This window comes from Marinomonas piezotolerans (assembly GCF_003362755.1).
In the GTDB taxonomy this organism is placed as follows: Bacteria; Pseudomonadota; Gammaproteobacteria; order Pseudomonadales; family Marinomonadaceae; genus Marinomonas; species Marinomonas piezotolerans.
The window spans coordinates 100,427-124,860 of record NZ_QKRA01000008.1; the positions used below are offsets into that span (position 1 = coordinate 100,427).

General features: G+C 45.8%; 18 protein-coding genes. 13 read left to right on the plus strand and 5 right to left on the minus strand.

Annotation, left to right across the window (positions count from 1 at the left end):
• The first annotated feature begins 210 nt into the window (after positions 1–210).
• From DN730_RS15095 to DN730_RS15120, 6 genes are all read left to right on the plus strand, one after another.
• Positions 211–2,430, plus strand: a complete 2,220-nt coding sequence (locus tag DN730_RS15095) for a S8 family serine peptidase (RefSeq protein WP_115468980.1) — start codon at positions 211–213, stop codon at positions 2,428–2,430.
• Between the two features lie 176 nt (positions 2,431–2,606).
• A complete protein-coding gene (locus tag DN730_RS15100) occupies positions 2,607–2,837 on the plus strand; it encodes a Trp family transcriptional regulator (RefSeq protein ID WP_115468981.1) in 231 nt (76 codons plus the stop codon).
• A complete protein-coding gene (locus DN730_RS15105) occupies positions 2,834–4,228 on the plus strand; it encodes an anthranilate synthase component I family protein (RefSeq protein ID WP_115468982.1) in 1,395 nt (464 codons plus the stop codon). Before DN730_RS15100 ends, DN730_RS15105 begins: the two co-directional genes overlap by 4 nt.
• Positions 4,229–4,239: 11 nt before the next feature.
• Positions 4,240–4,902 (plus strand): anthranilate synthase component II, encoded by a 663-nt coding sequence (locus DN730_RS15110; protein WP_115468983.1) that lies wholly within the window; start codon positions 4,240–4,242, stop codon positions 4,900–4,902.
• Between the two features lie 290 nt (positions 4,903–5,192).
• The gene (locus DN730_RS15115) at positions 5,193–6,215 is read left to right on the plus strand and encodes an adenosine deaminase (RefSeq protein WP_115468984.1); all 1,023 of its coding nucleotides are present in this window, start codon (positions 5,193–5,195) and stop codon (positions 6,213–6,215) included.
• Between the two features lie 103 nt (positions 6,216–6,318).
• Positions 6,319–7,509, plus strand: a complete 1,191-nt coding sequence (locus DN730_RS15120) for a leucine-rich repeat-containing protein kinase family protein (protein WP_115468985.1) — start codon at positions 6,319–6,321, stop codon at positions 7,507–7,509.
• A 63-nt stretch (positions 7,510–7,572) separates the two neighbouring features.
• Here DN730_RS15120 and DN730_RS15125 read toward each other — a convergent pair whose 3' ends face one another.
• From DN730_RS15125 to DN730_RS15135, 3 genes are all read right to left on the minus strand, one after another.
• Positions 7,573–8,817, minus strand: a complete 1,245-nt coding sequence (locus DN730_RS15125; protein WP_115468986.1) for a saccharopine dehydrogenase family protein — start codon at positions 8,815–8,817, stop codon at positions 7,573–7,575.
• A 34-nt stretch (positions 8,818–8,851) separates the two neighbouring features.
• Positions 8,852–9,949, minus strand: a complete 1,098-nt coding sequence (gene nspC, locus DN730_RS15130) for a carboxynorspermidine decarboxylase (protein WP_115468987.1) — start codon at positions 9,947–9,949, stop codon at positions 8,852–8,854.
• A 172-nt stretch (positions 9,950–10,121) separates the two neighbouring features.
• Positions 10,122–11,453: an aminotransferase class I/II-fold pyridoxal phosphate-dependent enzyme gene (locus DN730_RS15135; RefSeq protein WP_115468988.1), complete on the minus strand. Its 1,332-nt coding sequence runs from the start codon at positions 11,451–11,453 to the stop codon at positions 10,122–10,124.
• A gap of 888 nt (positions 11,454–12,341) precedes the next feature.
• Here DN730_RS15135 and DN730_RS15140 point away from each other — a divergent pair.
• The 7 genes from DN730_RS15140 (at position 12,342) to DN730_RS15170 (ending at position 21,711) form a co-directional block, all read left to right on the plus strand.
• Entirely contained in the window at positions 12,342–15,308 is a 2,967-nt protein-coding gene (locus DN730_RS15140) for a bifunctional diguanylate cyclase/phosphodiesterase (protein ID WP_115468989.1), read from the plus strand.
• Positions 15,309–15,333: 25 nt separating this feature from the next.
• Positions 15,334–17,343 (plus strand): biofilm regulation protein phosphatase SiaA, encoded by a 2,010-nt coding sequence (siaA, locus tag DN730_RS15145; RefSeq protein ID WP_115468990.1) that lies wholly within the window; start codon positions 15,334–15,336, stop codon positions 17,341–17,343.
• Position 17,344: 1 nt separating this feature from the next.
• Positions 17,345–17,881 carry a biofilm regulation protein kinase SiaB gene (siaB, locus tag DN730_RS15150; RefSeq protein WP_115468991.1) on the plus strand — a complete coding sequence of 179 codons (537 nt, stop codon included), beginning with the start codon at positions 17,345–17,347 and terminating at the stop codon, positions 17,879–17,881.
• Between the two features lie 11 nt (positions 17,882–17,892).
• Positions 17,893–18,270 (plus strand): biofilm regulation phosphoprotein SiaC, encoded by a 378-nt coding sequence (siaC, locus tag DN730_RS15155; protein WP_115469064.1) that lies wholly within the window; start codon positions 17,893–17,895, stop codon positions 18,268–18,270.
• Positions 18,267–19,052 (plus strand): diguanylate cyclase domain-containing protein, encoded by a 786-nt coding sequence (locus tag DN730_RS15160; RefSeq protein ID WP_115468992.1) that lies wholly within the window; start codon positions 18,267–18,269, stop codon positions 19,050–19,052. The genes siaC and DN730_RS15160 overlap by 4 nt, the downstream gene beginning before the upstream one ends.
• A gap of 112 nt (positions 19,053–19,164) precedes the next feature.
• Positions 19,165–21,030 (plus strand): DUF294 nucleotidyltransferase-like domain-containing protein, encoded by a 1,866-nt coding sequence (locus DN730_RS15165; RefSeq protein WP_115468993.1) that lies wholly within the window; start codon positions 19,165–19,167, stop codon positions 21,028–21,030.
• Positions 21,031–21,711, plus strand: a complete 681-nt coding sequence (locus DN730_RS15170) for a 3'-5' exonuclease (RefSeq protein WP_245957987.1) — start codon at positions 21,031–21,033, stop codon at positions 21,709–21,711.
• Between the two features lie 7 nt (positions 21,712–21,718).
• Here DN730_RS15170 and DN730_RS15175 read toward each other — a convergent pair whose 3' ends face one another.
• Both DN730_RS15175 and DN730_RS15180 read right to left on the minus strand, forming a co-directional pair.
• On the minus strand, positions 21,719–22,516 hold the full coding sequence (locus DN730_RS15175; protein WP_115468994.1) for a UDP-2,3-diacylglucosamine diphosphatase: 798 nt from the start codon (positions 22,514–22,516) through the stop codon (positions 21,719–21,721).
• An 82-nt stretch (positions 22,517–22,598) separates the two neighbouring features.
• Positions 22,599–24,386, minus strand: a complete 1,788-nt coding sequence (locus DN730_RS15180; protein ID WP_115468995.1) for a GGDEF domain-containing protein — start codon at positions 24,384–24,386, stop codon at positions 22,599–22,601.
• Positions 24,387–24,434 lie beyond the last annotated feature (48 nt).

Sequence of the window (24,434 nt, forward strand, 5' to 3'; positions counted from 1 at the left end):
CGATTCAAAGATAGAAAAGAACTGGTATTTGAGGACGAATTTGTAACAGCATTTCTGAGCAAAGGGTTTTCTCTAATTAAGTTGTCTCGTTCTGAAGAAGACATAGCTATTTTTGCTTAACTTATTAAACACTTCAAAGGCCATTAAACCGCTGAGATATGTTTCTTAAATCAGGTACACTTACCTCATGAATGAAGTTCGAGGTAGGACATGGAATTATTTAAAGTTCATCTAGTTGTTGTTTTGATTGCATTTCTTGCTGGCTGCGGGGGCGGTGGTGGCTCTGAAGCTGAGTCAAAGCAAGATACCAGCTCAGGCTCAACTGAGACATATAAGGAAGAGCTTGTCTCATTAGGTTGGGATTGCGGTTCTACTGACATTTTTTGCTACAAAGTTGAAAGCGGAAATTTAAAATCTGCCAACACAAGTACTATGCTAACCACTACAGATTCCATCACTAGCAGTGAAGTCGTGAATTCCCATCTTAAGGCGCAGGCAATGGAAAATATTTCCGGCCTCAGCTACCTTGATTCCTGTTCGATCACGAATAGCAATACCACTTACTCTTGTCTGGGTTACGTTCGCTCTACTGATAGCGCTCAGACTTATGAATTCAACATCAACTACCCTTCGGTAGACAACAACAAGAATGGCATTCCTATTGACCTAGGTTCTTCCACTATCACTGATGATGGCGCGAGCCGAATAGTTCAGCTTCGTCAGGGGTACTTTGAGAGCATTGGGTACGAATGCGAAAGCGGCACATGCACTGAAAATGCACTGGACACCCTTAATGCTGCTGTTGGCGAACAAAAGGTAAATGATTTCGATATCGAGGCGTGCTCCACCGCAGACGGCACGTGTGAAAGTAAGTCCTACTATCAGATTATGTCTGACCTGTATGTTGTCAATAAAGATCCCGACTACATTCGCTGTACGGTTAACGAGTACTTTGATTCAACAATTACTTGCGGCAAGGAATGGGGGCAAAATGAAACATTTAGCTGGATGCGATTGGATACCTACATCATTAAGGTTAATAGACAGCTGGATTCTATGCATGATGCCAGCATTATCAAAAGCGCCACTAAATCGGATTTAAATCCAGCGGGTACAATGGTCTTTTCTGGCCTTAGTGACATAGACACTTACGTTTCCGATATGAATAGTCGCTATGACGTTAAAAGTTACCTACCACAATTCCCTAGCGTTCCTGTCTCAAGCGACTACCCCAGCCTATATTATGAACTAGACGACTACCTAACTCAGCTACAGAATGAAGTTGTCTGGCCTCAGAGCAAAATTGATGACATACGTTCTTCGTCATGTTTCGAAGTTAGAAATGAGAATGGCGCTTTGCCGAACGATTGGGTGAAGTGCTACGCAAACATTAATGATTACACCATTGCTGAATGTGATTTTTCACGAACGACAGATTACGAGTCTTGCACAACACACTATGAGCGCCCTGAGTCAATGAAAGAGGTGTTCAATAATTTCTATTCAATTTTTGGCTTTGACAAGGTGTATGCTGATGGCGTCCAGCATTTTGAAATGTTCCCAGTAACCGTCTACGACGCTGCATTTCATATGAATGCCCTATACTCTGACCGTATTGCTCAGCAATCAGTGAGTTATCAAGACGCCTTCACGGCCACACAGGTAATGCACAATGCAACGAACGCTCAGATGATAGCCGCTAGCCCAGATTACGATGAATGGAATACCGATAAAGCGCATGGTGCTGCTGTAACAGGGGTGCTTGCAGGATACAATGGCAGTTACGTTAATACAGTAAACAGGTTACTGAAACGATCCTTTGGTGAAACTATTATTGATCAATTCAATGACTACTTGGCCATAGAGAAGCCAGAGCTTGTGAATTTTAGCTACGGCGTTTCTTCGCATCATTTGGTAGATGCTAAGAAGTATCTTTACAAATCTGAGAAGCACAGCACTAGTTTTATTGTCGCTGGGGCGGGAAATTCTGGCATCAATTGGTCTCAATTTCTAGATGTCGAATCGAGTGACTTTAATGCAAACCAACTCAGTCAAACTCTTTTCGCTGGTGGAATGAACGTCTACGAGGGTTTTAAGGTAAGTCGAAGCGCCTACCCTGGAGAGAATCCCATTCTACAAAGTCGTTTTATCTTTGCTTCTTTTTATCAAAATCCTACTGCAGGGGTATTAGGCAACACTCAACACAGTTTTATCCCAGAAGCTGGCACTAGCATGGCAACACCTACTGTGGCGCGTGCCTTAAACCTTTTAAAAAATTATTGCCAAGGTAGCTCCTACGAAAACTTAGCCACTGTATTGCTTGAAAATGCCGATCGCACTTTTGACAGCTATGATCCTGAAGTATTTGGGATGGGGCGACTGGATGTTTGGGCTGCTTACAGTTATTTAAAATCGAATTCATGCCCATAAAAATGCTATTTGATTAAAGTTCGCGACAGCAATCCCCCTAAGCTAAACCTAACCGCCGCCCATGCGGCGCAGTCGGTCTTAAATAGAAATCACCATTTAAGAGTATTGCATGTGATCTTATAAATCTATACTGTACTAGTACATGAATACAAACCTTCTTGTGAGAGTCGAATCCTATGAAGGACTTAATCCAGTATTTAACCGAAGTAGACGATGAAACCGTGTTGGAGAAGCGTCTAAAAGTGCTTCTGACACCGAATGAAATTAGTGAAATGGTAAGTCGTTTGAAGATCATTGCCTTGTTAGACGAAGGCGTGCCACAGCGAGATATAGCGAAACAATTGGGTGTGGGTATTGCGACTGTGACGCGTGGCTCCCGTGCATTGAAGGAATTAAAAGAGATATGAGTTCATATAATAAAAAGCCACCACGCATCGAGCTGCCGCGTAAGCCAAAATACGTGACGATTAGCTCGGACTGTGACTTTTTCGGCATGTTTAAGAAGGTCGAAAAGCAATTTGAAAACTGCTTTATGTTGGAGTCATTAGGGGAAGAGAGCTACATTTCTCGCCACTCTATTATTGGCTTCGATCCAGAGAAAATGTTGTGGGCAGAGGGTAAGCAGCTTTTTATTCAGGAGCGTGATGGCACGCTTAACCGCTACGAATCTGACAACCCTTATTATTTGTTGCGCAGTATCGTGCCGCAAAACATTTTGTCGCGTATGTACGCAGGTGGTCTAACGGGGTACATCGGCTACGATGCGATGAATTACTTTGAGCCAACGTTGGATCTGCAAGCCAGCGAGATGTTTGATGCGTTCCGTTTCGGGCTTTATAAGGATGGCTTGATTCTCGATAAAATGACGGGGGAAGTGTTTTACTTCTACTACGATCAAGATCGCTCGGAGCAAGTGCAGGCATTGCTGGATGCGCCAGTGCCAGAGAATGGCGCGTTGACCATCGTGGCGGCTGGCGAATCCATGAGCCGCGAGGACCATGCAGACGCGGTCGCTAAAGTGAAGCAGGACATTATCGAAGGCAAGATTTTTCAATGTGAAGTGGGCTTCAAGAAATGGTTCGATATCGATGGCGATACCATTGGTATTTATGAGCAAATGCGAGAAGTGAACCCATCGCCGCAGATGTACTACATCAAGTTTGGTGAGCAAAAAGTCATAGGTGCCAGCCCTGAATTGTTGTTCCGCTTACGCCAAGGCGAGATGGAAACCTTCCCACTGGCGGGGACGGCGAAACGCGGTGTTGATGCCAAAGAAGATGTGGCGCTCGCTCGCGCCTTGTTAAACGACCCAAAAGAAATCGCCGAGCACAACATGATTGTGGACTTGCACCGCAATGACATTGGTCGCGTGGCACGTTTTGGTACCGTGAAAGTGCGCTCGTTGATGGATATCAAGCGTTTTAGCCATGTGCAGCACATTTCCAGTGAGATTGTGGGCATTATCGCAGAAGAGCACGATATGTTTTCTGCGCTGGCCAGTAACTTCCCCGCCGGCACGCTAACTGGCGCACCGAAAATAGAAGCCATGAAAATCATTGATGACATGGAGAACGATGGGCGTGGCCCATATGGTGGTGCGGTCGGTCAGTTTTCATTCAATGGTGACTGTCACTTTGCCATCCCGATCAGAACGGTATTTGCCAACGGTAATAAAGCCTATGTGCAAACGTGTGGGGGTAATGTGTATGACTCCAATGCCGCTGATGAATATCTAGAAATCCAACGTAAATTCGCCGGCACTAAGCGCGTGCTGGATCAATTTGCACCTGAGCAGTAAGGGTAGGGAACATGAAAGTTTATATTATCGATAACTACGATTCGTTCACCTACAACTTGTATCAGTACATTGGTGAGATTTTGATGAGCGAGCAAAGTCGTGGCCGCCTTGAACAGTTTGATGTAATTGTCAAACGCAACGATGAGGTGACGCTTGATGATATCAAAGCTGCTGCGCCCGATCGTATTATCATCTCTCCAGGGCCAGGCACCCCAGAAGATGAATCCTACTTTGGGGTGTGTGCCGAGGTAATCCGAGAGCTGGGCAAGTCCACCCCTTTGATGGGCGTATGTTTGGGGATGCAGGGCATTTGTCATGTATTCGGTGGTAAGGTGATCAAAGCTCACTTACCGATGCACGGCAAGACCAGCCCGATCACACATAATAGCGAAGGGATTTTCTACGATATTCCAGATCAGTTAGAGATCATGCGCTATCACTCGCTGATGGCGGAACCTGAGAGCTTACCAGAGTGCTTAGAAGTCACCTCTGTCGTCGGTGATCTGAAACTGGAAGACTTCGCGAATCACGAAGTGATTCACCAAGGTGGTGATTACGAGATCATGGGGGTGCGTCATAAAGAATACCCAATCCAAGGGATTCAGTTTCACCCTGAATCGTTCGCTACCGAAGGTGGCCGCGACTTAATCAAAAACTTCTTGTTTCAGGTGTAATCCTTGCTGCCAAGGCTTCTTAACCAGAAGTCTTGGCACGATCGGCGCGCATTCTTCTAAAGCGCTATTTTCCCATAGAATCATACTCACGCCTTGGCTCTAGATGATGCGTTAAAAGCACCTATTTAGAGGCTGCTTAACCATCCGCGACGTATTCCCTGCTGAAATGTTACTTAAACAACCTGTTAGGTTTTCAATTTTTCAAAGCCCTGCTAATTTAATTAGATTCACCCTAAAAATAAGAACACTTCTTTTCACACTTTTTCGTTCTAGCTGTTAAGGGGACACACATGACGGGCTCACAAACATTATTAGAGTTGGCGAAGAAAATGCCAAAAACAGAGCTGCATTTGCACATTGAAGGGACATTCGAACCCGAGCAAATGTTTGCGATTGCCCAACGTAATCACGTTGCTTTGACATACGCGACAGTTGACGAATTGAAACGAGCCTACCAATTTGAGAGTCTGCAAGACTTTTTGGATTTGTATTATCAAGGCATGTCGGTGTTGCTTCATGAGCAGGACTTTTATGATTTAACCATGGCGTACCTAAAACGCGTGCATGACGACAACGTCGTGCATGTGGAGATCTTTTTTGATCCGCAAGCGCACTTAGAGCGCGGCGTGTCCTTTGAAACGCAAATCAAAGGTATATACGGAGCATTGAAAGATGCCGAGCGCGATTTTGGCATGACCTTTAAGCTCATTATGTCGTTCCTTCGTCATTTAGAGGAAAAAGATGCGTTTGATACCTTGGCGCTCGCGAAGCCTTATCTGGATTGGATAGACGGGGTGGGGCTTGATAGCTCAGAAGTAGGACACCCTCCTGAAAAGTTCGTCAATGTGTTTCGAGAATGTAAATCGCTGGGTCTTAAAGTGACGGCTCACGCAGGGGAGGAAGGCCCACCGGCCTATGTATGGCAAGCGATAGATGAGATCGGCGTTGATCGTATCGACCACGGTAACCGTGCGTTGGAAGACAACAACTTGATTGCGACCATTAAGCAAAAGGCCTTAACGCTTACAGTCTGCCCTTTATCGAATCTGAAGCTTCGTGTGGTGGATTCACTGGTTGAGCACCCCATTCGTTGTATGTTGCGCTTGGGCCTTAATGCGACAGTGAATTCTGATGACCCGGCATACTTTGGTGGCTATATGAATGACAACTATGCTGCCTTGGTTGAAGAGACACAGTTGACCAAAGAAGAGCTATATCGCTTGGCGTGCAATGGTTTTGAAGGTAGCTGGTTAGATCAACCGACCAAGGCGAAGCATTTGCTTGAGTTGAAGACACTCTTTTCTCAAGATTAGGCGATTGTCCTAGTGACACAGTCAAGGGAGCCGCGGCTCCCTTTTTTATTGTCCGTATCGGGCAAAATTCGGGCATAATGAGCGCTTTTAGGTGGAGAGAACCGTGCAAACGCTGGCGCAGTTAAAAAATGGAGAGTTGGTTGGATGCAAACGCTTGCAGCTATCCGAAGGGCTTACGCAATTTCCAAAGGAGGTTTACACGCTTGCGGACACACTGGAAGTACTGGATCTGTCGGACAACCACTTATCAGAGTTACCGGATGACTTAACGTCGTTAGTTAATCTGAAGATTCTCTTTGCCTCTAACAATCAATTCGAACATGTGCCAGATGTGCTTGGGCGTATGCCAAAGCTTGAAATGATTGGCTTCAAACATAATCGCATCAGAACCGTCTCAAAGCATTGTTTGCCCCCGCAAACGCGTTGGTTGATTTTGACGGATAATCAGATCCAAGAACTACCCGACTCGATAGGGCGTTTAACGCGTCTAGAGAAACTTGCTCTGGCGGGTAATGCGCTGACGAAACTGCCGGATTCGTTTGGGGGGTTAACGAATCTGGGGTTACTTAGGATCTCGGCGAATCGACTGAATGCCTTTCCTGACGTTGTGTTGTCGTTACCCAAACTGGCGTGGTGTGCATTTTCGGGCAATCCATTCTGTGCGGATCGTGATGAGTACGCTGAGTTTGTAACCGTCGCATCAGATGACCTGCAGCTGCATCACGTATTGGGACAGGGAGCTTCGGGGCTTATTTCCCAAGCGACTTGGCGACGAAATGCGCACAACTTTGCCGCACAGGTTGCGGTGAAAGTGTTTAAAGGTGAGGTCACGAGTGATGGGTATCCTCAAGATGAGCTGGATGCCTGTCTAACCGTGGGTCGCCACGATAATCTTGTTAAGCCGCTTGCGCATATCCACGAGCCAGATTGCGCCGCACTGGTGATGGCGTTGATTCCTTCGGATTACTACAACTTAGGTCAACCGCCGAGTTTGACAACGTGCACGCGTGATACCTTTACGAAAGGGCAGCAATTTAGTGCGGCTCAAGCGCAGCATATTATCGAGCAGATGCGTGATTTGGTCGCGCATTTAGAGAGCAGAGAAGTCAGTCATGGTGACTTGTATGCCCACAATGTGCTGATCAATGCTGACGGGCATATATTGTTTGGGGACTTTGGTGCGGCGTCGAAATATCATAATTTAAATGCCGAGCAAAAAGCAGGTATCCGAGCGATTGAGCGCCGAGCGCTAGCTTACTTTGAAGAAGATATCCTTGGCTTAGTTGTGTCATAGAGAGCATTAAGTGGCATAAAAAAAGCCCAGCGAGTGCTGGGCTTTGATACATCCACGTAATATTTAAGCGTTGTATTCGAATGGATGGTCGCCATTTTCGTCTTTAATGCGAGTAGGCAATCCCATGTTGTTCAGCTGCGCTAGGAATGGGCGTGGATCAAGTTGCTCCACGTTACGCATTTCTGAACAGTCCCAAGTGCCATTCGCTACAAGGATCGCTGCCGCAACTGGCGGTACGCCCGCTGTGTAAGAGATACCTTGGCTACCCACTTCGTTGTAGGCGTCTTTGTGATCTGCAACGTTGTAGATGAAGACTTCTTTCTCTTCCCCATCTTTAATCCCTTTGACGACATCGCCGATGCAGGTGTTGCCTGTGTAGTCTGGTGCTAGAGACGATGGATCAGGTAGAACAGCTTTCACAACTTTAAGCGGTACTACTTCTAAACCTTCAGCTGTTTTAACGGGTTGCTCAGACAGTAAACCTAAGTTTTTAAGTACGGTAAAGACGTTGATGTAGTGTTCACCAAAGCCCATCCAGAAGCGCACGTTTGGTACGTCTAGGTTTTGTGACAGAGAGTGAACTTCGTCGTGGCCGCTCATGTAAGTCGTTTGCTGACCGACAACAGGTAGGTCGTCGGTGCGGCTGACTTCAAACATTTTGTTGACGTTCCACTCGCGATTCTGCCAAGAGTAAACAACGCCGGTAAACTCACGGAAGTTGATTTCTGGGTCGAAGTTAGTCGCGAAGTACTTGCCATGACTACCCGCGTTAACATCGATGATGTCGATGTCACTTACGGTGTCAAAGTAGTGGTTGTATGCAAGGGCTGCGTAGGCGTTAACCACACCTGGATCGAAGCCTACACCCAGAATAGCTGTGATGCCTTTTTCTTTACAGGCGTCGCGGCGTTTCCATTCGTAGTTTGCGTACCACGGTGGGGTTTCACAAATTTTGTTAGGTTCTTCATGGATCGCGGTGTCTAGGTAAGCTACGCCCGTTTCCATACATGCTTCAAGCACTGACATGTTGATGAAAGCAGAGCCAACATTGATCACGATTTGTGAGTTGGTGTCTTTGATCAACTTGACGGTTGCTGGGATATCCAATGCGTTAAGGGAGTATGCCTCAATGCGACCCTCAACCTTCATGGCACCTTTGTCTTTGACACTGGCAACGATCTCTTCGCATTTGGCAACGCTGCGTGAGGCAATGGCGATATCGCCCAGTGTGTCATTGTGTTGGGCGCATTTGTGAGCCACTACGCGAGCGACCCCTCCGGCACCGATAATCAATACGTTCTTTTTCATAGTAGTGCTGTCTCCAAGTTAGAATTGATGCGCCTTAAGAAAGGTTGTGCATAAAGTCGTCGTAATCAAACTCACGAACTAACTCAATTGTGCCGTCTAATTGTTTCACCGCGATGGATGGCATCTTGACGCCGTTGAACCAGTTCTTTTTCACCATGGTGTAGCCTGCCGCATCTTCAATCGAGATACGATCACCTACTTTCAATTCATGGTCGAATTTAAATTCGCCAAAAATGTCGCCGGCTAAGCAAGATTTTCCGCAAATCATGTACTCGTGATTACCATCGCATGGTGTCATGCGGGCGCTTTCACGGTAGATCAGTAAGTCGAGCATGTGTGCTTCGATGGAGCTGTCGACAATGGCTAGGTTTTTACCATTGAATAAGGTATCCAGAACCGTTACTTCCAAGGTGGTGCTTTTAGTAATTGAAGCTTCTCCAGGCTCTAGGTACACCTGAACACCATATTTGTCCGCAAACGCTTTAAGGCGAGCGCAAAATTGATCAAGGGGGTAGTTGTCGCCGGTGAAGTGAATGCCACCACCTAGACTGATCCATTTCATTTTGGCAATCAGATGGCCAAACTGCTTTTCGATAAGGGTCAGCATCTCATCAAAACGATCGAAATTGTCATTTTCGCAATTGTTGTGAAACATAAAGCCAGAAATGTCATCGATCACAGTTTCAATGCGTGCTGGATCCCATTCCCCTAAACGGCTAAACGGTCGTGCCGGATCCGCGATAATGAATTCCGACGTGCTGACTTGTGGGTTGATGCGTAGGCCACGAGTTTTGTCTTGGCTTGCTTGCTTAAAGCGCTCCAGCTGGCCGATGGTGTTGAAGATTATTTTATCGCTGTTCGCTAAAACGTCTTCAATCTCATTATCCGCATAGGCCACACTGTAAGCATGTGTCTCGCCAGCAAATTTTTGCTTGCCTAGCTTTACTTCGTACAACGAAGAAGACGTTGTACCGTCCATGTACTCTTGCATCAGATCAAAGACGGACCATGTCGCAAAACATTTCAATGCCAATAAAGACTTAGCACCAGATTGCTCGCGCACATAGGCAATCTTCTCTAAATTGCGCAGAAGTTTGGCTTTATCAATGAGGTAATATGGTGTTTGTAACATGGACGTCTGCCCTATGGGTTAAAAGGCGACATTTTAGTAGAAAGGTATGAGTGTTGCTAGCGCGTGCCAAGTCTTTTCAATGTTTAAACCGGCGTGCTTTAAACTATCAGCGCCATCGTAGAAATGAGGTGCCCTGTAGTGGTGCTACAGGGCACTGATGGCCATGACTTAATTAGTTGTTTGAAAAATATTGTTGAAAAGCTTTCAAGCGCTTAGCCAAGTCAGGGAGCTGTTCGTCTCTTACTTGGGAAACGCATGCTCGGGCTCCATCAATTTGTTCTGATCCAGTATTTGCTAAAGAAATTGCGCTGATACCGTGGTAAAGCAGTGCTGTCAGTAGCTCGTCCCCAGACAGTCCTGGGTAAGCGAAAGTAAAGTAAAAACCATCACTAAGTGGTTCACCATTATCGCTGTCGTACACAATACTAAAGCCGCACTCTGTAAATAGCTGCTTCATCTTTTCTGCGCGAGCTTGATAGACCTTCGTTAGATTTAAAAAGGGTAGCTCACCATCGTTTGCGGCTTTTAGCATTGCTGCAAGGCCGTATTGTGTTGAATGCGTAACGCCAGATGATAAACCGTGCAAAGCGCCAAAGATCATGGCTTTGCCAAACTGGTCATTCCCTAGAGAGCTTTTAAGGGTTGGGAAGGTGCGATTGAGCAGAGTCTCAGAGATGATCAGGCTACCAATACGCTGTCCTGCGTAACTAAAGACTTTAGAGCTTGAAATGAGCAACGCATAATTATCTGAATAATGTGCGATAGTCGGCTGGTATGGGGCGACGCCAGGCATAGAGTAATCAGAGCGATAATCCATGCCGAAGTAGGCAAGGTCTTCGATGACGATGACATCGTACTTTTTCGTCACTTCAGCAATGATACGAAGCTCTTCATCATTGAAACAAATCCACGCAGGGTTATTTGGGTTTGAGTACAACAGCGTAGTGTAGCGCCCCGTACTTAAATGCTCCGTGAGTGCTGCACGTAGTTTTTCTCCGCGATGGTTGTAGACGTCAAAGCTGCCCCATGTCTGGCCTATCATGGAAAGTTGGCGCTTTTGGTTCGGGAAACCTGGATCGATAAAGAGAGTGCCACCCTGTTCACGAATGCGGTTTCCTACTAAGAACATTGCCAATGCACCTTGGGCTGCACCTACAGTAGGGAAGCAGTTTGCAGCACTTATATCGAGGTTAAGAAACTGCTTACAGAAACGGCTGATTTCTTGCTTTAAGGGCGGGATCCCCTCGATCATCGGGTACTTCGAGCCCACACCGCGTTGCAGTGCCTCGGCTTCCGCACGAATGCCTATTTCAGGGGCTGGTAGCCCAGGAACACCCATTTCCATGCGTATGTATTGTTCTTGAGTCTGAGTTTCAATGTTGTTGACTAGCGTTACCAGCTCACGGATACCAGCCTTTGTCATGTCTGTAATGCCAGACTGTGTGATGGATTGATGGACCGCGGTAGGGTTAATTGGCGTGTTCGAATACATTGTTAAAGACATGACTCTTTCATCTATTTGCTGATTGGAATGGTCAGACTAGCGCTTCTCTCAAATGTAAGGGAGTAGTTATTTTTGAGGGTGGTTATAGTTTTAATCTGGAGTAAGTGTTGAACGGTTAAATGGCGATATGACAGAAGCTTAATGTTATGAAATATATAGATATTTCAGGTAAACGCTTGGATTATGTTGAGTTTGTTATGCGTTCAGATCATGGATAAGCAGAAAAAAATCGTGCTGGCGTTTTCTATTTTGAATTTGTGGATAGAATTCTAAGGTGAACGTTTACAAGGGGGTTTTATGCGTGTTAACGCGCTGTAAGTCCGCTAAAACAGTGGAACACAGTGAAACCAGTGTCGATGTTGGTCTTGTGGATAAAAAAGTGGATGGAACGCCTTAAGCCGACATTTTCTTGCACGTTAGGACTATTTTAGGAGTAAAGTTTTACAAACTGTCGCGATCTTCTTAGAACGTGCGCATACCATGCACCAGCCAAATATCTTGAGTCCAATATGTCAAATTGTTAGAGAGATTTTGTCTGTCTCTAGCCTATAATTGCATCTCACTCAATTGTTAAAATATGTAATGTTAAGGGTTATATAAGTAACTGATATATTTGTTGTTCGTTCTGGAATAAAGGCCCGATAATTGCTTTATACCTTTAATAAAGCGCTTCCTGCTTCCCAGAGTATTTTTTTTGGGGAGGGTACCATATGTGCCTCGGAGCGTATTATGACATTAATTTTGATCTTGATGCCGCCGATGCGTTACACATGATTACAGTAAAAAAAAGCATTTCATTGTATCGTGTGCTCGCATGAATTGCTTGAGTGCTACGTATAAATGCATGAATGGCTAAATTTCTGACCACATTGAGTTGATCTTGTCACTATGAGTGATTCATTTTTCACAAAAAGCCGTAACGCACTATCGATTAGCATTTTTGCGTTCGTTTTAGTATTTGCCGCGAGTCTTTCTTTATCGTATGTATTTCATGAACAACATACTAAGTCAGAGCGAGCGAAATCGCTTTCTTTGCTTTCAACCTATGCTTATCACCTTGAGCATACACTAGATCATAGCCTTTCCAGTAACTACACGTTTGCTAGTTTAGTTAGAGAGTTCGGCGGCTTTACTCGTTGGTTTCCTGCGGTCGCCGCATCGCTTCATGATATTTATCCCCAAGTGAACAACTTTGCATTATCACCCGATGGTATCGTTTCCAAGGTTTATCCGTTAGAAGGTAATGAAGGCGTATTAGGGTTCAACCAACTGACTGACGCTGAGCAAGGTGAAGAAGCACAAAAGGCGTTAATTAAGAAAGAGATGCTTCTATCGGGACCAGTAGAGTTGGTGCAGGGAGGGGCAGGTGTTGTTGCACGGTTGCCGATTTACTTGATTGATCGTTGGGGCGGCAAGGATAAGTTTTGGGGATTTTCAAGTACGGTTATCAAGCTTGACACCTTGTTGAACAGTGTCAACCTCGATGACTTGTATCAACAAGGTTTGTCTTATCAATTGCTGCGGACAGATACCACCAAGCCGATGATGATTAGTCAGAAAGGTGCAGAGGTTTTACACGACCCTGTTACGGTGGAGTTGGATTTACCTAGCGTTAGCTGGACGTTGCAAGCAGAGCCCGTCGATGGTTGGCTCCCAATTCGGTATTTAGGCGCGTATGTTTTGTGCTCACTGCTGGTTGCGGTTGTCGTCGCCCGATTTGTTTTCTTAGCCTATCGCATGAGTGATCAAAGGTCTCAACTTGCTTATTTACTATCAGAGCGAACCCAAGAGGCGCACCAAACGGCCCAGCGCTTAATGAGTACTTTGCAGGCTATTCCGGATCCTATGATTGAGATCAGTGAACAAGGTCTGGTCCTAGACGTACATGTTCCGAATGATGAATTGGAAGTGAAACGATGCTTTGACATCGGAGCTCCATACGCAAAACATCTTTCTTCAGAGGCCTCTGAAGTATTTGGTGCGGCACTTGCGCAAGCACGCGAAACGATGAGTCATCGAGGTTCCATTTTCAGTGTGTTGATTGCTCAGAAAACCTATTGGTTTGAGATGTCAGTTGTGTGCAACCAGGTCGAGCAACATCAGGACGTGAGTAGTTTTGTGGTGTTACTGCGCGACATTACTGTACGACAGGATGCAGAAGAGCAACTGCGTATCGCTGCGACGGCATTTGAAACCCAAGACGGTATCTTAATCAGCAACAAAGACAATTGTATCATTCGGGTCAACAAAGCCTTCGAGCGTATTTCTGGGTATGCAGAAGAGGAAGTCTTGGGGCGCCCGCCAAGCGTATTAAGTTCCGGACGGCACACGGCTGAGTTTTACGTTGAAATGTATGAGCGATTACGTAAAGAAGGAAGCTGGGAAGGAGAGATTTGGAATCGCCGTAAAAATGGTCAGATCTACCCTGAGTGGTTAAGCATATCTACTGTACGCGACAAGGATCAGCAAGTTAGTCACTATGTCGCGACATTTAAAGATATCTCCGAAAGCAAAGCGTCGGAACGCAAAATTCGTCAGCTGAATTATTACGACAGCCTCACTCGTCTCGCGAACCGCAGTTTACTGATTGAAGAGATGACTGAGCTATTGAAAGATAATGGCTTGGCGGGGCGTCAGAGTGCTGTAATGTTCATCGATTTAGATCATTTCAAAGATATAAACGATGTATGGGGACATAAAGTCGGCGATCATTTGCTTCAAGAAGCGGCGTCACGATTGAATCAAAACACACGCCAACAAGATACTGTCGCGAGATTTGGTGGCGATGAATTTCTCATATTGCTACAAGACGTCGATGTGTCACTCAATCTTGATCGTGCTGCATATCGTGCGAGTCATGTGGCAGATAGAATCTTCAAAGCGTTTGAGCAGCCTTTTCAACTTGAAGGCGTTGATTATCAAGTATCGATCAGTATTGGTATTGCGATCATGGATGAACACGTGATCGATCCGCTGGATATTATTAAACAATCTGAATTAGCCATGTATGAGGCTAAGGCCGCGGGGCGTTCACAACTTTGCTTCTTTAAAAACAGTATGCAAGAGCGCGTTTTTGAGCGTGTACAGCTTGAAGGTGACTTGCGGCATGCCATAGACAACAACGAGCTCATATTGCATGTACAACCGCAATGGAGTGTCGATAAAAAGATCATTGGTGCGGAGGCACTGTTGCGCTGGCATCATCCTGATCGTGGCTTGGTGTCCCCGGCAACGTTTATCCCCATAGCTGAAGAAACTCGACTTATTCTGCCGATAGGTAATTGGGTACTTCGAATGGCTTGCCAGTGGCTGTCTGATTGGCAAAGCAATCAAGCAATGGAAACCTTTGTCATGTCGATCAATGTGAGTGCAGTGCAGTTTTCGCAGGACGATTTTGTCTCTCAAGTAGAACAAACATTGAAAGAATTTGATGTGCCGCCTAATACATTGCAATTGGAGCTAACCGAAAGCATGTTGGCACACGATGAGGGGGACATCGTCAGGAAGATGCAAGCATTGAAATCGCTTGGCGTACTGATTTCGTTGGATGACTTTGGTACCGGATATTCATCGTTGAGTTATTTACATCGGTTGCCAATTGATCAATTAAAGATCGACCAGTCATTTGTTATGAACATAGAACGTGGCACCAAAAATGCTTCTCTTGCGGAGTCCATCATAAGTTTGGGGCATAGTTTGGGGATGGAAGTCATTGCAGAAGGTGTTGAAACCTCAGAACAGTTCGATTGGTTAAAAGATAAAGGGTGTGATCTGTTTCAAGGGTTTGGTTTAGCGCGGCCTATGGCGATAGGCGATCTGCTCGTTTTATGCGAAAGCGTTAATCAACAGATTTGATGTTTTGAAAAGAAAAGGACAACTCGTGGCGCGTTGGGGATTAAGAGGCAAATCACTATTGGTATTGGTGGCTGCAGGCATTATTGCTTGTTTTCTAGCCATTATAATGGGGTGGTTTATTGTTAACGAAGGGCGTCTTTACTCTGCTAAAACGTTTTCAGAAAGCTACACCGAGTTGAATTATCAAAAAGTGCTGACGCCGATGACGCGAGAGCTTGCATTGGCCCAGCGTTTCGCTGACATGAGCTCTCTTAAAGCATGGTTAGAGCAACCAAATAACGCTGCGGCAAAAGCGACCGCGATGGCGGATATCATGTCGTTTCAAACGGCGTTTGAAGACGGTGCTGTCTTTGTCGCGTCAGATCAAGATCTTAACTATTACTATTACGATGACCATCTACCAGTCGATGGTGAAGCACGCTATGAACTTGACGAGAGTGTCTTGGCAAATGATTGGTACTTTGTCACTCGTGAGCAGAACAGTGCATACGATATAAACATCGATTTAAATGAATATCTGAATAAAGCCAATATTTGGATCAATGTTCGAGTGATGGCGGATGGAAAGTATTTAGGTTTAGCCGGCACGGGGTTCGCGCTAGGGAAATTCATTGAAGATTTTGCGACGTCACCGCAACCTGGTGTGCAGCCTTTCGTCGTTAATGCCAAAACAGGAAGCATTGAAGTTCATTACAATTCCAACTTGCTCGCGTTGGGAAGTACCGATGGTGCAGCGGAGTCTGAGTCAATATACCATCTAGTTGATGAAGGGGATTCTGTAGAGCGGTTGAGGCTGGCTATAGACGATGCAATTAACAGTGAGTCGGTTGAAACACTTCAAGTAAAGATTCAAGGCGAACCTTATGTCTTGTCATTGCGTTATATGCCGGAATTGAACTGGTTGATCGCAACCAGCGTGAATTTAGCGAAAGTGCGTTTACTCAATACCGATTTGATTATGGGGGTGGGTGTCCTATTTGCGCTACTCTTGTTAGTGGTGTTGGTGTGTTTTGGCCTTTCGGTTGATCGTTTAGTATTGCAGCCGTTGCGCCAGCTACAGCAGTCAGCCAAAGCGATTTCCCAAGGTGCTTATAATACCCGTTTGCCAATTAAGTTTGATGATGAGATTGGTGATTTAAGTCGCACCTTTAACGACATGGCTCAACAAGTGGAATCTCATACTGGAGATCTAGAGCGTCGCGTTAAGGCGCGGACTCAGGAGCTTGAGCAAAGCCACGCTCAGATTCAAGCGGCCAATCGTAAAATTGGGGCATCCATTGATTACGCAAGCCTGATACAGCGAGCGATTTTACCTGACCGCCAGTTGCAACAATTTTTAGGCGAACACTACAGTGTGGTGTGGCGGCCAAGAGATATTGTGGGTGGCGACTTCTATGTTTTTCACACCAATGAGCAAGGATGTCTTTTGGGGGTTGTAGATTGCGCGGGGCATGGTGTCCCCGGTGCGTTGATGACTATGTTGATGCGTGCTGCCATTGATAGAGCCATTAATGAACTAGGGATCGCAGATCCAGCAAAACTGCTATATTCTATAGATTCGACCATTCGATCAATGTTGCACGAGGATTCGGCTCATACTGCAATAGCGACCAATGCTGATGTCGGTCTTGTATACATTGGCCATCAGAGTGATACGATGCGCTTCTCCGGTGCGAAGATCTCTTTGTATGCCAGTGATGGTGAGCAAGTTGTGCGTTATCGGGGAGCTAAGCGTGCGATTGGAGATCGTAAACCAGGTGTTTATCAGAATAGTGATTTACCTTTAATAGGCTGGACTTATTATATGACGACCGATGGTTACCTCGATCAGGCAGGGGGCGAAAAGCGTTTTGGCTTCGGAAGCAAGCGATTCGAACAATTGCTGATCGATAATGCACAGCGTCCGTTATCTGAACAGACAAGTGTTTTCGCAGAGGCGTTGGAAGCTTACATGGGCGATCTACCTCAACGCGACGATATCACGCTGTTGTCGTTTCGCTTTGAACAGTTAATGAATGCAGGGGCAGAAAAATAGTATGTTTGCGCCAGATTTATATGAGCTCAGATCACGATTTGACGATGAAAAAATCTTATTGTGTTTCAACGGACCCATTTCGCGTAGCTTGATAGAAGAGATCGGTAACGCATTGCGTAATTACTTGAAAACAGAACAAGCGTCGCCAGCCTCAGCATTAGATGTTTTCGCGGTGTACATAGAGTTGACGCAAAACATTCGTCATTATGCGACACGTTCTGGCGTGTCTGGTGCTGATACTGCAACGGTCGTCGTGAGTTTAAAAGAAGGCCATTACCATATTTCCGCGGGCAACCTCGTTCGATTCGAAGATGGGCAGGTGTTGGAGCAGAAGGTTCAGACGCTCGCGAAAATGGATAAAGCGGCATTGAAAAAGATCTACAAAGAGCAGCTACGCAAACCGCGGGACGAGAACGCAGTCAGCGGGGCTGGCTTAGGGTTGATTGATATGGCTCGTAAATCGACCGCTCCAATGACCTGTTCCCTAAAAAATATCGACGGTGCCAAGGGCTACTTTAGTTTAAGCGTACAAATTTGAGAATGCAGAGCATGAATGATTTAAAGATAGAAGCGACCCAATCCACACCGTTAATTGAGACAGACGCAGGTCGCGGTATCATCTATATGGAAGGGGACTCCTACCCAGAAAACTCTTTTGAGTACTACAGTGACTTAGTCGCTTGGGTAGATCAGTATTTGAAAGAACAAACACGCCCATTATCGCTAGAGTTGACATTGCTGTACCTCAATACAAGTAGTATCAAAGTCATGATGGATATATTTGATGAGCTAGAAGAGGCACATCATGCAGGGCGAGAAGTCACTGTCAATTGGCATTATGATTTGGACAATGAGCGTGTAGCAGAGCTTGCAGAAGAGTTCAAAGAAGATTGTTCATTTGCGTTTAATATCATAGGACAAGAATGAAACCGAATATAAAGGACCTCGAAAGTCGTGTGCTTAGCGTCTTAGAAGATATTGAGCATAACGACAATCCTGTACGCGACGTGCTGGCTGAGCTTTGGCAATATAACCAGGAGCAGTGGCAGCGTGTTGAGCAAATGGTACGAGTGTCTGATGCTTATCAAGACATGATGATGAAGCGTGAAAAAACGCTGGGTGAGCGATTTGATAAACATATTCGTCAGCTAGAGAAAATAACGCGCATATCGGATCGTTATCAAACGGCATTACGAGAAGCAAACCTAGAGCTTGAACATGCCTCCTTGATGGATACCCTCACCGGACTGCCAAATCGACGAAAGATGCTGCGCACTCTTAAGCGAGAATATGATCATCGGCGTCAGCATATTAAGCTTGGCATGATCGATATAGATTATTTCAAACGTATCAATGACGCCCATGGTCACTTGGTTGGAGATGAAGTCTTGATAGCCGTGGGCCATCTGATTGAGCAAACTGTCGGAGACCTTGGTCATGTGGCTCGTTGGGGTGGGGAAGAGTTTTTGGTCGTGTTTACTCATAAAAATGCGGATGACGTCGAGATATGTGTGAATAATCTTGTGCGGGAGATACAGGAAGCCAGATTCGATGTTCTAGATGGACAGATTATTCAAACGTCTATCAGCATTGGTTTATCCCATTATCAGGAAGGAGACACCATCGATAGTTTGTTAACGCGAGCAGATGATGCCCTGTACGACGCCAAGAACTCAGGACGCAATCGCTTTCATATCAGTCATAAGTAGAGGCCCTTCAAATTCCTGTTAGACCTTAGTCTAAGTCGCGCCAGAATGGTGGCAACCTGCGTCTTCAAGACGTATCTTTGTTGTTAAAATAACAATGATTAGGTTAGCTGGTATGGCTGCAATCGATATTCCCGAAGTCATAAAATTCGTAGATGCGACCCCTCCTTTTTCTAGTTTAACCCATGCTCAGCAGAAGCAATTACTCGCAGGAGTAGAGTTAACCTATGCTCGCCAAGGCGAAATTTTAAACTTAAAGAACGAGAGAGCCACGTTACATCTTATCCGCCGTGGGGCGTGCGAAATCCGCTCCTCACAAGGTGCATTGGTCGATAAACTGGCAGACGGTGACTGCTTTGGTGTCGCCAGTGTCCTTGAGCAAAACCCAGAAGGCCTCCAAGTTGTGGTGCTGGAAGACAGCCTAATCTATCGCTTTCAGAAAGAGGGTTTTCAAACATTACTTCAAGAAAGCGAAGACTTTGCTGTTTTTTTTGCGCATACGCGATCCAGTCGGTTACGTAAGTTATCTCGGGCGCAAGCTACCGACCTCGCTACCCCCGCTTTGCAATTATCGACACCTATTACCCAAATCATGTCTCAAACTCTCATCACGGCAGGCGTGACCAGCACCGTTCAGGCGGCAGCCAAGCAGATGACGGAGGCTCGAGTCAGCTCCATTATGGTCATTGAACACAATCAATTGGTCGGTATTGTAACGGATCGAGATCTGCGATCACGAGTATTAGCGGTCGGGGCGTCACCCGATTTGCCATTGGCTGAGGTGATGACATCAGCTCCTGCTACGATGGATCCGACAGGGTTGGTTATGCATGCTCAGATCTTAATGAGTGAAAACAATATTCACCATTTGCCGATTGTGGAAAGTGATTTAACGCCTGTCGGTATGGTGACAGCGGCAGATTTATTGCGACATCAAGAGCTAAGTCCATTGCTGCTGATTAATCAGATTAACCGCCAGCAGGATGTAGAAAGCCTACAAAAGGTTTGCAGTCAGTTAACAACTCTAATTGTTAATTTAATTTTGACAGATATGAAAACCACCGATATAGGGAGCGTCATAGCGGCAATCACTGATAGCTTAACCCGCCGGCTGATTGAGTTAGGCTTCGAGCGCTTCGGTCGGCCGCCATTTGCTTTTAGCTTTATTGTATTTGGCTCACAGGCTCGCAAAGACCAATCGCTGGGCAGTGATCAAGACAATGGTATGTTGTTATCCAAGACACCCAATGAACAAGAAGCCGCTTATTTTGCATCATTGGCGCAATATATTTGTGAAGGCTTAGACCAATGTGGGATTCGCCGCTGTCCAGGTGAAATTATGGCATCTAATCCGAAATGGCGTTTGCCCGAGGCTGATTGGCAGTCTTCATTTACTGATTGGGTGGAGTCGAGTTCCCCTTCGGCACTGTTAAATGCCAGCATCTTCTTTGATATTCGTTGTGTCTATGGTGATGACGCCTGTGTGCAGCGTGTTATAGCAGGGATGCAGAGCAGAGTGATGAAAACCTCGTTATTCTTAGCGACCTTGACGCGCACCGCAACTGTAGCAAAACCCCCTTTAGGCTTTTTCCGAAATTTTTTATTGGAATCGTCAGGCGAGCATAAACATCACTTAGATTTGAAACATCAAGGTTTGGCGTTGATCAATGATTTGGCGCGTATTTATGGCCTTGGATGCCGTCATTATAAAGTGAGTACAAAAGAGCGACTGGAACAGGCTGCGCGGGAAAAGCTGATTGGGTTAGATGTGGCGCGTAACCTGATGGAAGCGTGGGATGAATTGAATGAACTGCGCTTGCAGGCACAACGTAAGCATTGGCAAAAAACCGGTGAGCCCAGTGCTTACCTTGATCCGAGTGAATTGAGTTCGCTGGAGCGCAAACATCTAAAACAAACTTTTGCCATGATTGCAGACGGTCAGGCCGCTGCGCTTCAGCGATTTTCGGGTGGGTATGCTTAGATGTTGGTAAATCGTATGGTGCGTGCCTTCGATACTTGGCAGGCAAGACGGTCAGAGCAATCCAGATCTTGGCAAGAGTCAACGTACTTTGTATTAGATATGGAAACGACAGGGCTCGATCCCAAGCAACATCAGGTGATTAGTTTAGGATGGGTGTTGATTGAGCGAGGGGTGATTCAATTGGACACGGCTCAGCATCTGCTGTTGGATAGCGCGCAGATTGATGACAGCAGTGTTGGGATTCACATGATTACCGATACCGATGTGTTAGAGCAAGGGCGTCGTCATGCGAGTGTGCTTCGGTATTTGCGCCAGATAATGAAAGATAAGGTGTTGGTAGTGCATTACTCACCTTTAGAGCTGGGTTTTCTAAAAATGCTTTGGCAAACTCAGCCGATGCCGGATTTGGCTATTGATTGGGTTGACACCATGCAGATCGAAAGGCGGCGTTGTGAACGTGCTCAAACGGTGATCCAAGAAGGGGGGTATCGCCTAGGAGCTTGCCGCGACCGCTACGGTCTTCCAGACTATCCGAGTCACGATGCGTTAACCGATGCGTTGGCCACCGCCGAGCTATTGCTGGCGCAAATAGCTCATTATAGTCGGCAAGAACCGAGCCTACAGGATTTGAAAAAACTAGGCGGTGGGCATATTCGACTGAGCTCAAAGACAATCGCCTAAGCCGTATTTATGCTAAAGACGGTGCTTGCTCTAGAGTCTCTTCAGCGGGCTCAGTGGCTAAATAGCAGGGATGCTCTGACCAGTGAATTAAGCTTAGTTCACCTGCATTTGACTCGACTAAGGCGCTACAGTGTTCGACCCAATCCCCATCATTACAATAGAGTATCTCCGCCTGACGTTGAAATCGTGCAAAATGGATGTGCCCGCCAATGTAGCCATTTAGCTTTTTATTACGTGCTGTTTTGATCGCGGCACTTTCAAAACGCGTAATGAACTCCTGCGCTTTACCGACATGCTGTTTAATGTAACCAGCAAAGGACCAGTAAGGGAGTTGAAATGCTCTTCTGAAGCGATTGATATGTCGATTAAGGGCTAGCATAAGTCCGTGGGCTTTATCGCCTATAGCAAGCATGATGGGGCTGACCTTTACCATCTGATCAAACTCATCACCATGGCTGACTAAAAAGCGTCGCCCGTTTGCGGTAATGTGAATCGCCTGTCGCTCGATCTCAATCCCCGACATGCGCTGACCACAGAACTGACGGAAAAAGGCATCGTGGTTTCCTGGAATATAAACAACACGGGTACCTTGTTTGGCAAGCTCAAGAATGCGCTGAACAACTTGTTGTTGTTCGTCATCAAAATAAGTGCGCTTACGCATTTCGATCAGATCAACAATGTCACCGACAAGATAAAGTGTCTGTGTTTCAACCTTCCTTAGGAAGCTCAGTAAGTGGCTAGCTTGACAGGCTTTGGTGCCCAAGTGTACATCTGAAATAAATACTGCACGAAATTGAGTTTGCATTCGAGTGCCTCTTTGATGGTTATGTTAGAGGCTAAAAGGAGTGTATGACGTCTTTATGACGATAGACGCAAAATGTTGGAGTTTAATTGCAGCAAGTGTTGGCGACCTTTTCTTGATCATCTTCATACGTATACTGATAGGGTTGTTGGTAGATCGCATTGCCACCGATTTCTTTGGCAGACTTCTTTGCAACCGCGGCCAGCTCGGCGACAAAATGGTGTGATTCGCAGGCGTTTGGATTTGGATTTACGACACCAATGGCCAAGCTTAAAATAGGAAAATACTGTAACTTTCCATCTCGGCTTTTGCTCCAGATACCATTCGCTTCAAGGTCCTCAGCTGAATAAAATTGACGTATCTCTTGGGCGAATACATCGAGAATTTTTTCACATTGCTGACACCAGTTTTCGTCGCTAAAAATAACGACAAAATCATCCCCTCCAATATGACCAATGAAATTATAGTCAGTCGTTACATGGCTGCGAATGATGCTTCCTAATAATTGGATGACGGCGTCACCTTTTGCGTAACCGTAATAGTCGTTGAACGGCTTAAAATCATTCAGATCAAAATAGGCAACGAAGAAATCTTGTTTTTGCTGAAGCCGCATATCGATATCCCGGTTAATGGGGACATTACCTGGTAGAAGTGTTAGCGGGTTAGAGTAGGTCGCGTTTTGAATTTTAAGCTCAGTAATACGCTTGAGAAGGTCTTTTAGGTGCCCTGTGCCGACATAGAGGCCGTCTTGAGTGATCAATATTTCGTTATTAAGCAGTTCGGCTTCTTGATCGGTAAACATGGTAGAAACCGTCGACAATGGGACAAAACTTTCCACGATCAAAACGTCATGAGTCGCGATGTTGATTGCTGGCTTGTTCTCGTAGAGTGCACGACCGTAAGGAGTTGAAAACAGCTCGTGTAACGCATGTCTGCGAATGACGCCAACAGGGCGGCCGTTTTCGAGTACAGGGATCGTGAACAGTTGTTGATTTTGTTTGAATAGTTTTGCGACTTCAATGAGAGGGAGGTTTTGCTTCACGCTGAGGCTTTCACGGCAAAGAGTGAGTACCGTTTCACTTTGGTCTCTGTTAAATCGCTCGCGCCGCTCGGCTTGACGTTCCAAATAACTATTTGTTTCCACAACAGGCTGTTCATAGGGTCTAGCGAGGAAGTAGCCTTGACCATATTGCACACCGAGTTCGATTAACTGGTCGAGCTCTTGCTGTTGTTCAATACCTTCTGCAATAAGAACGCAGCGAAGACGACGAGCAATACTGACAATGGAGCGGACGAACTCCCGTTTTACGTCGTCTCGGTCAATGCCATCAATGAAATGCTTGTCTATTTTAACGATATCGGGACGTAGCTCCGACCAGAGACGTAAACCAGAATAGCCTGCACCTAAGTCGTCAATGGCGACTTGGAAACCCATACGACGGTAATGCTCAACACTTTGGCGGCTGAGCCCATTATGGTCATAAGGATATTGTTCAGACAACTCGATGACAATGTTTTCGTGATCCACCCCGAGTTCATTCAAAATGGCTAGAGTCATGCCAGACTGATGGTCCGGACTACCTAGCAAAGATGCGCTAACGTTTAGGAAGAGGCGGCCAGGTAATGCAAGCTCAGCAAATTTTGAAATGGCTTTGGATCGACACAGTAACTCTAGGTCATGTAACCGTTCTTGCTGTTGTGCATACGGAAACAATGCATCAGGTGTATAAAGCTCGGTATCTTTTGGCCCACGAGAGAGAGCTTCTACACCAAAAACTTGTCCATTACTTAGATCATAAATAGGTTGGAATACCGGAGTGATGAGCCCTTCATCGAGTATTCTGTTAAGTAACAAAGCTTTTTCGTTTTGCATAGATTTCACAGTAAGCCATTGAGTATTAAGCTTATATCGTATGAAAGT

Coding starts and splice junctions, on each gene's coding strand:
- DN730_RS15170 (WP_245957987.1), top strand. CDS start 21,031: ATGTTGGTAAATCGTATGGTGCGTGCCTTCGATACTTGGCAGGCAAGA.
- DN730_RS15100 (WP_115468981.1), top strand. CDS start 2,607: ATGAAGGACTTAATCCAGTATTTAACCGAAGTAGACGATGAAACCGTG.
- DN730_RS15115 (WP_115468984.1), top strand. CDS start 5,193: ATGACGGGCTCACAAACATTATTAGAGTTGGCGAAGAAAATGCCAAAA.
- DN730_RS15160 (WP_115468992.1), top strand. CDS start 18,267: ATGAAACCGAATATAAAGGACCTCGAAAGTCGTGTGCTTAGCGTCTTA.
- DN730_RS15125 (WP_115468986.1), bottom strand. CDS start 8,817: ATGAAAAAGAACGTATTGATTATCGGTGCCGGAGGGGTCGCTCGCGTA.
- siaB (WP_115468991.1), top strand. CDS start 17,345: ATGTTTGCGCCAGATTTATATGAGCTCAGATCACGATTTGACGATGAA.
- DN730_RS15165 (WP_115468993.1), top strand. CDS start 19,165: ATGGCTGCAATCGATATTCCCGAAGTCATAAAATTCGTAGATGCGACC.
- DN730_RS15180 (WP_115468995.1), bottom strand. CDS start 24,386: ATGCAAAACGAAAAAGCTTTGTTACTTAACAGAATACTCGATGAAGGG.
- DN730_RS15140 (WP_115468989.1), top strand. CDS start 12,342: ATGAGTGATTCATTTTTCACAAAAAGCCGTAACGCACTATCGATTAGC.
- DN730_RS15135 (WP_115468988.1), bottom strand. CDS start 11,453: ATGTCTTTAACAATGTATTCGAACACGCCAATTAACCCTACCGCGGTC.
- DN730_RS15110 (WP_115468983.1), top strand. CDS start 4,240: ATGAAAGTTTATATTATCGATAACTACGATTCGTTCACCTACAACTTG.
- nspC (WP_115468987.1), bottom strand. CDS start 9,949: ATGTTACAAACACCATATTACCTCATTGATAAAGCCAAACTTCTGCGC.
- DN730_RS15105 (WP_115468982.1), top strand. CDS start 2,834: ATGAGTTCATATAATAAAAAGCCACCACGCATCGAGCTGCCGCGTAAG.
- DN730_RS15175 (WP_115468994.1), bottom strand. CDS start 22,516: ATGCAAACTCAATTTCGTGCAGTATTTATTTCAGATGTACACTTGGGC.
- DN730_RS15095 (WP_115468980.1), top strand. CDS start 211: ATGGAATTATTTAAAGTTCATCTAGTTGTTGTTTTGATTGCATTTCTT.
- siaC (WP_115469064.1), top strand. CDS start 17,893: ATGAATGATTTAAAGATAGAAGCGACCCAATCCACACCGTTAATTGAG.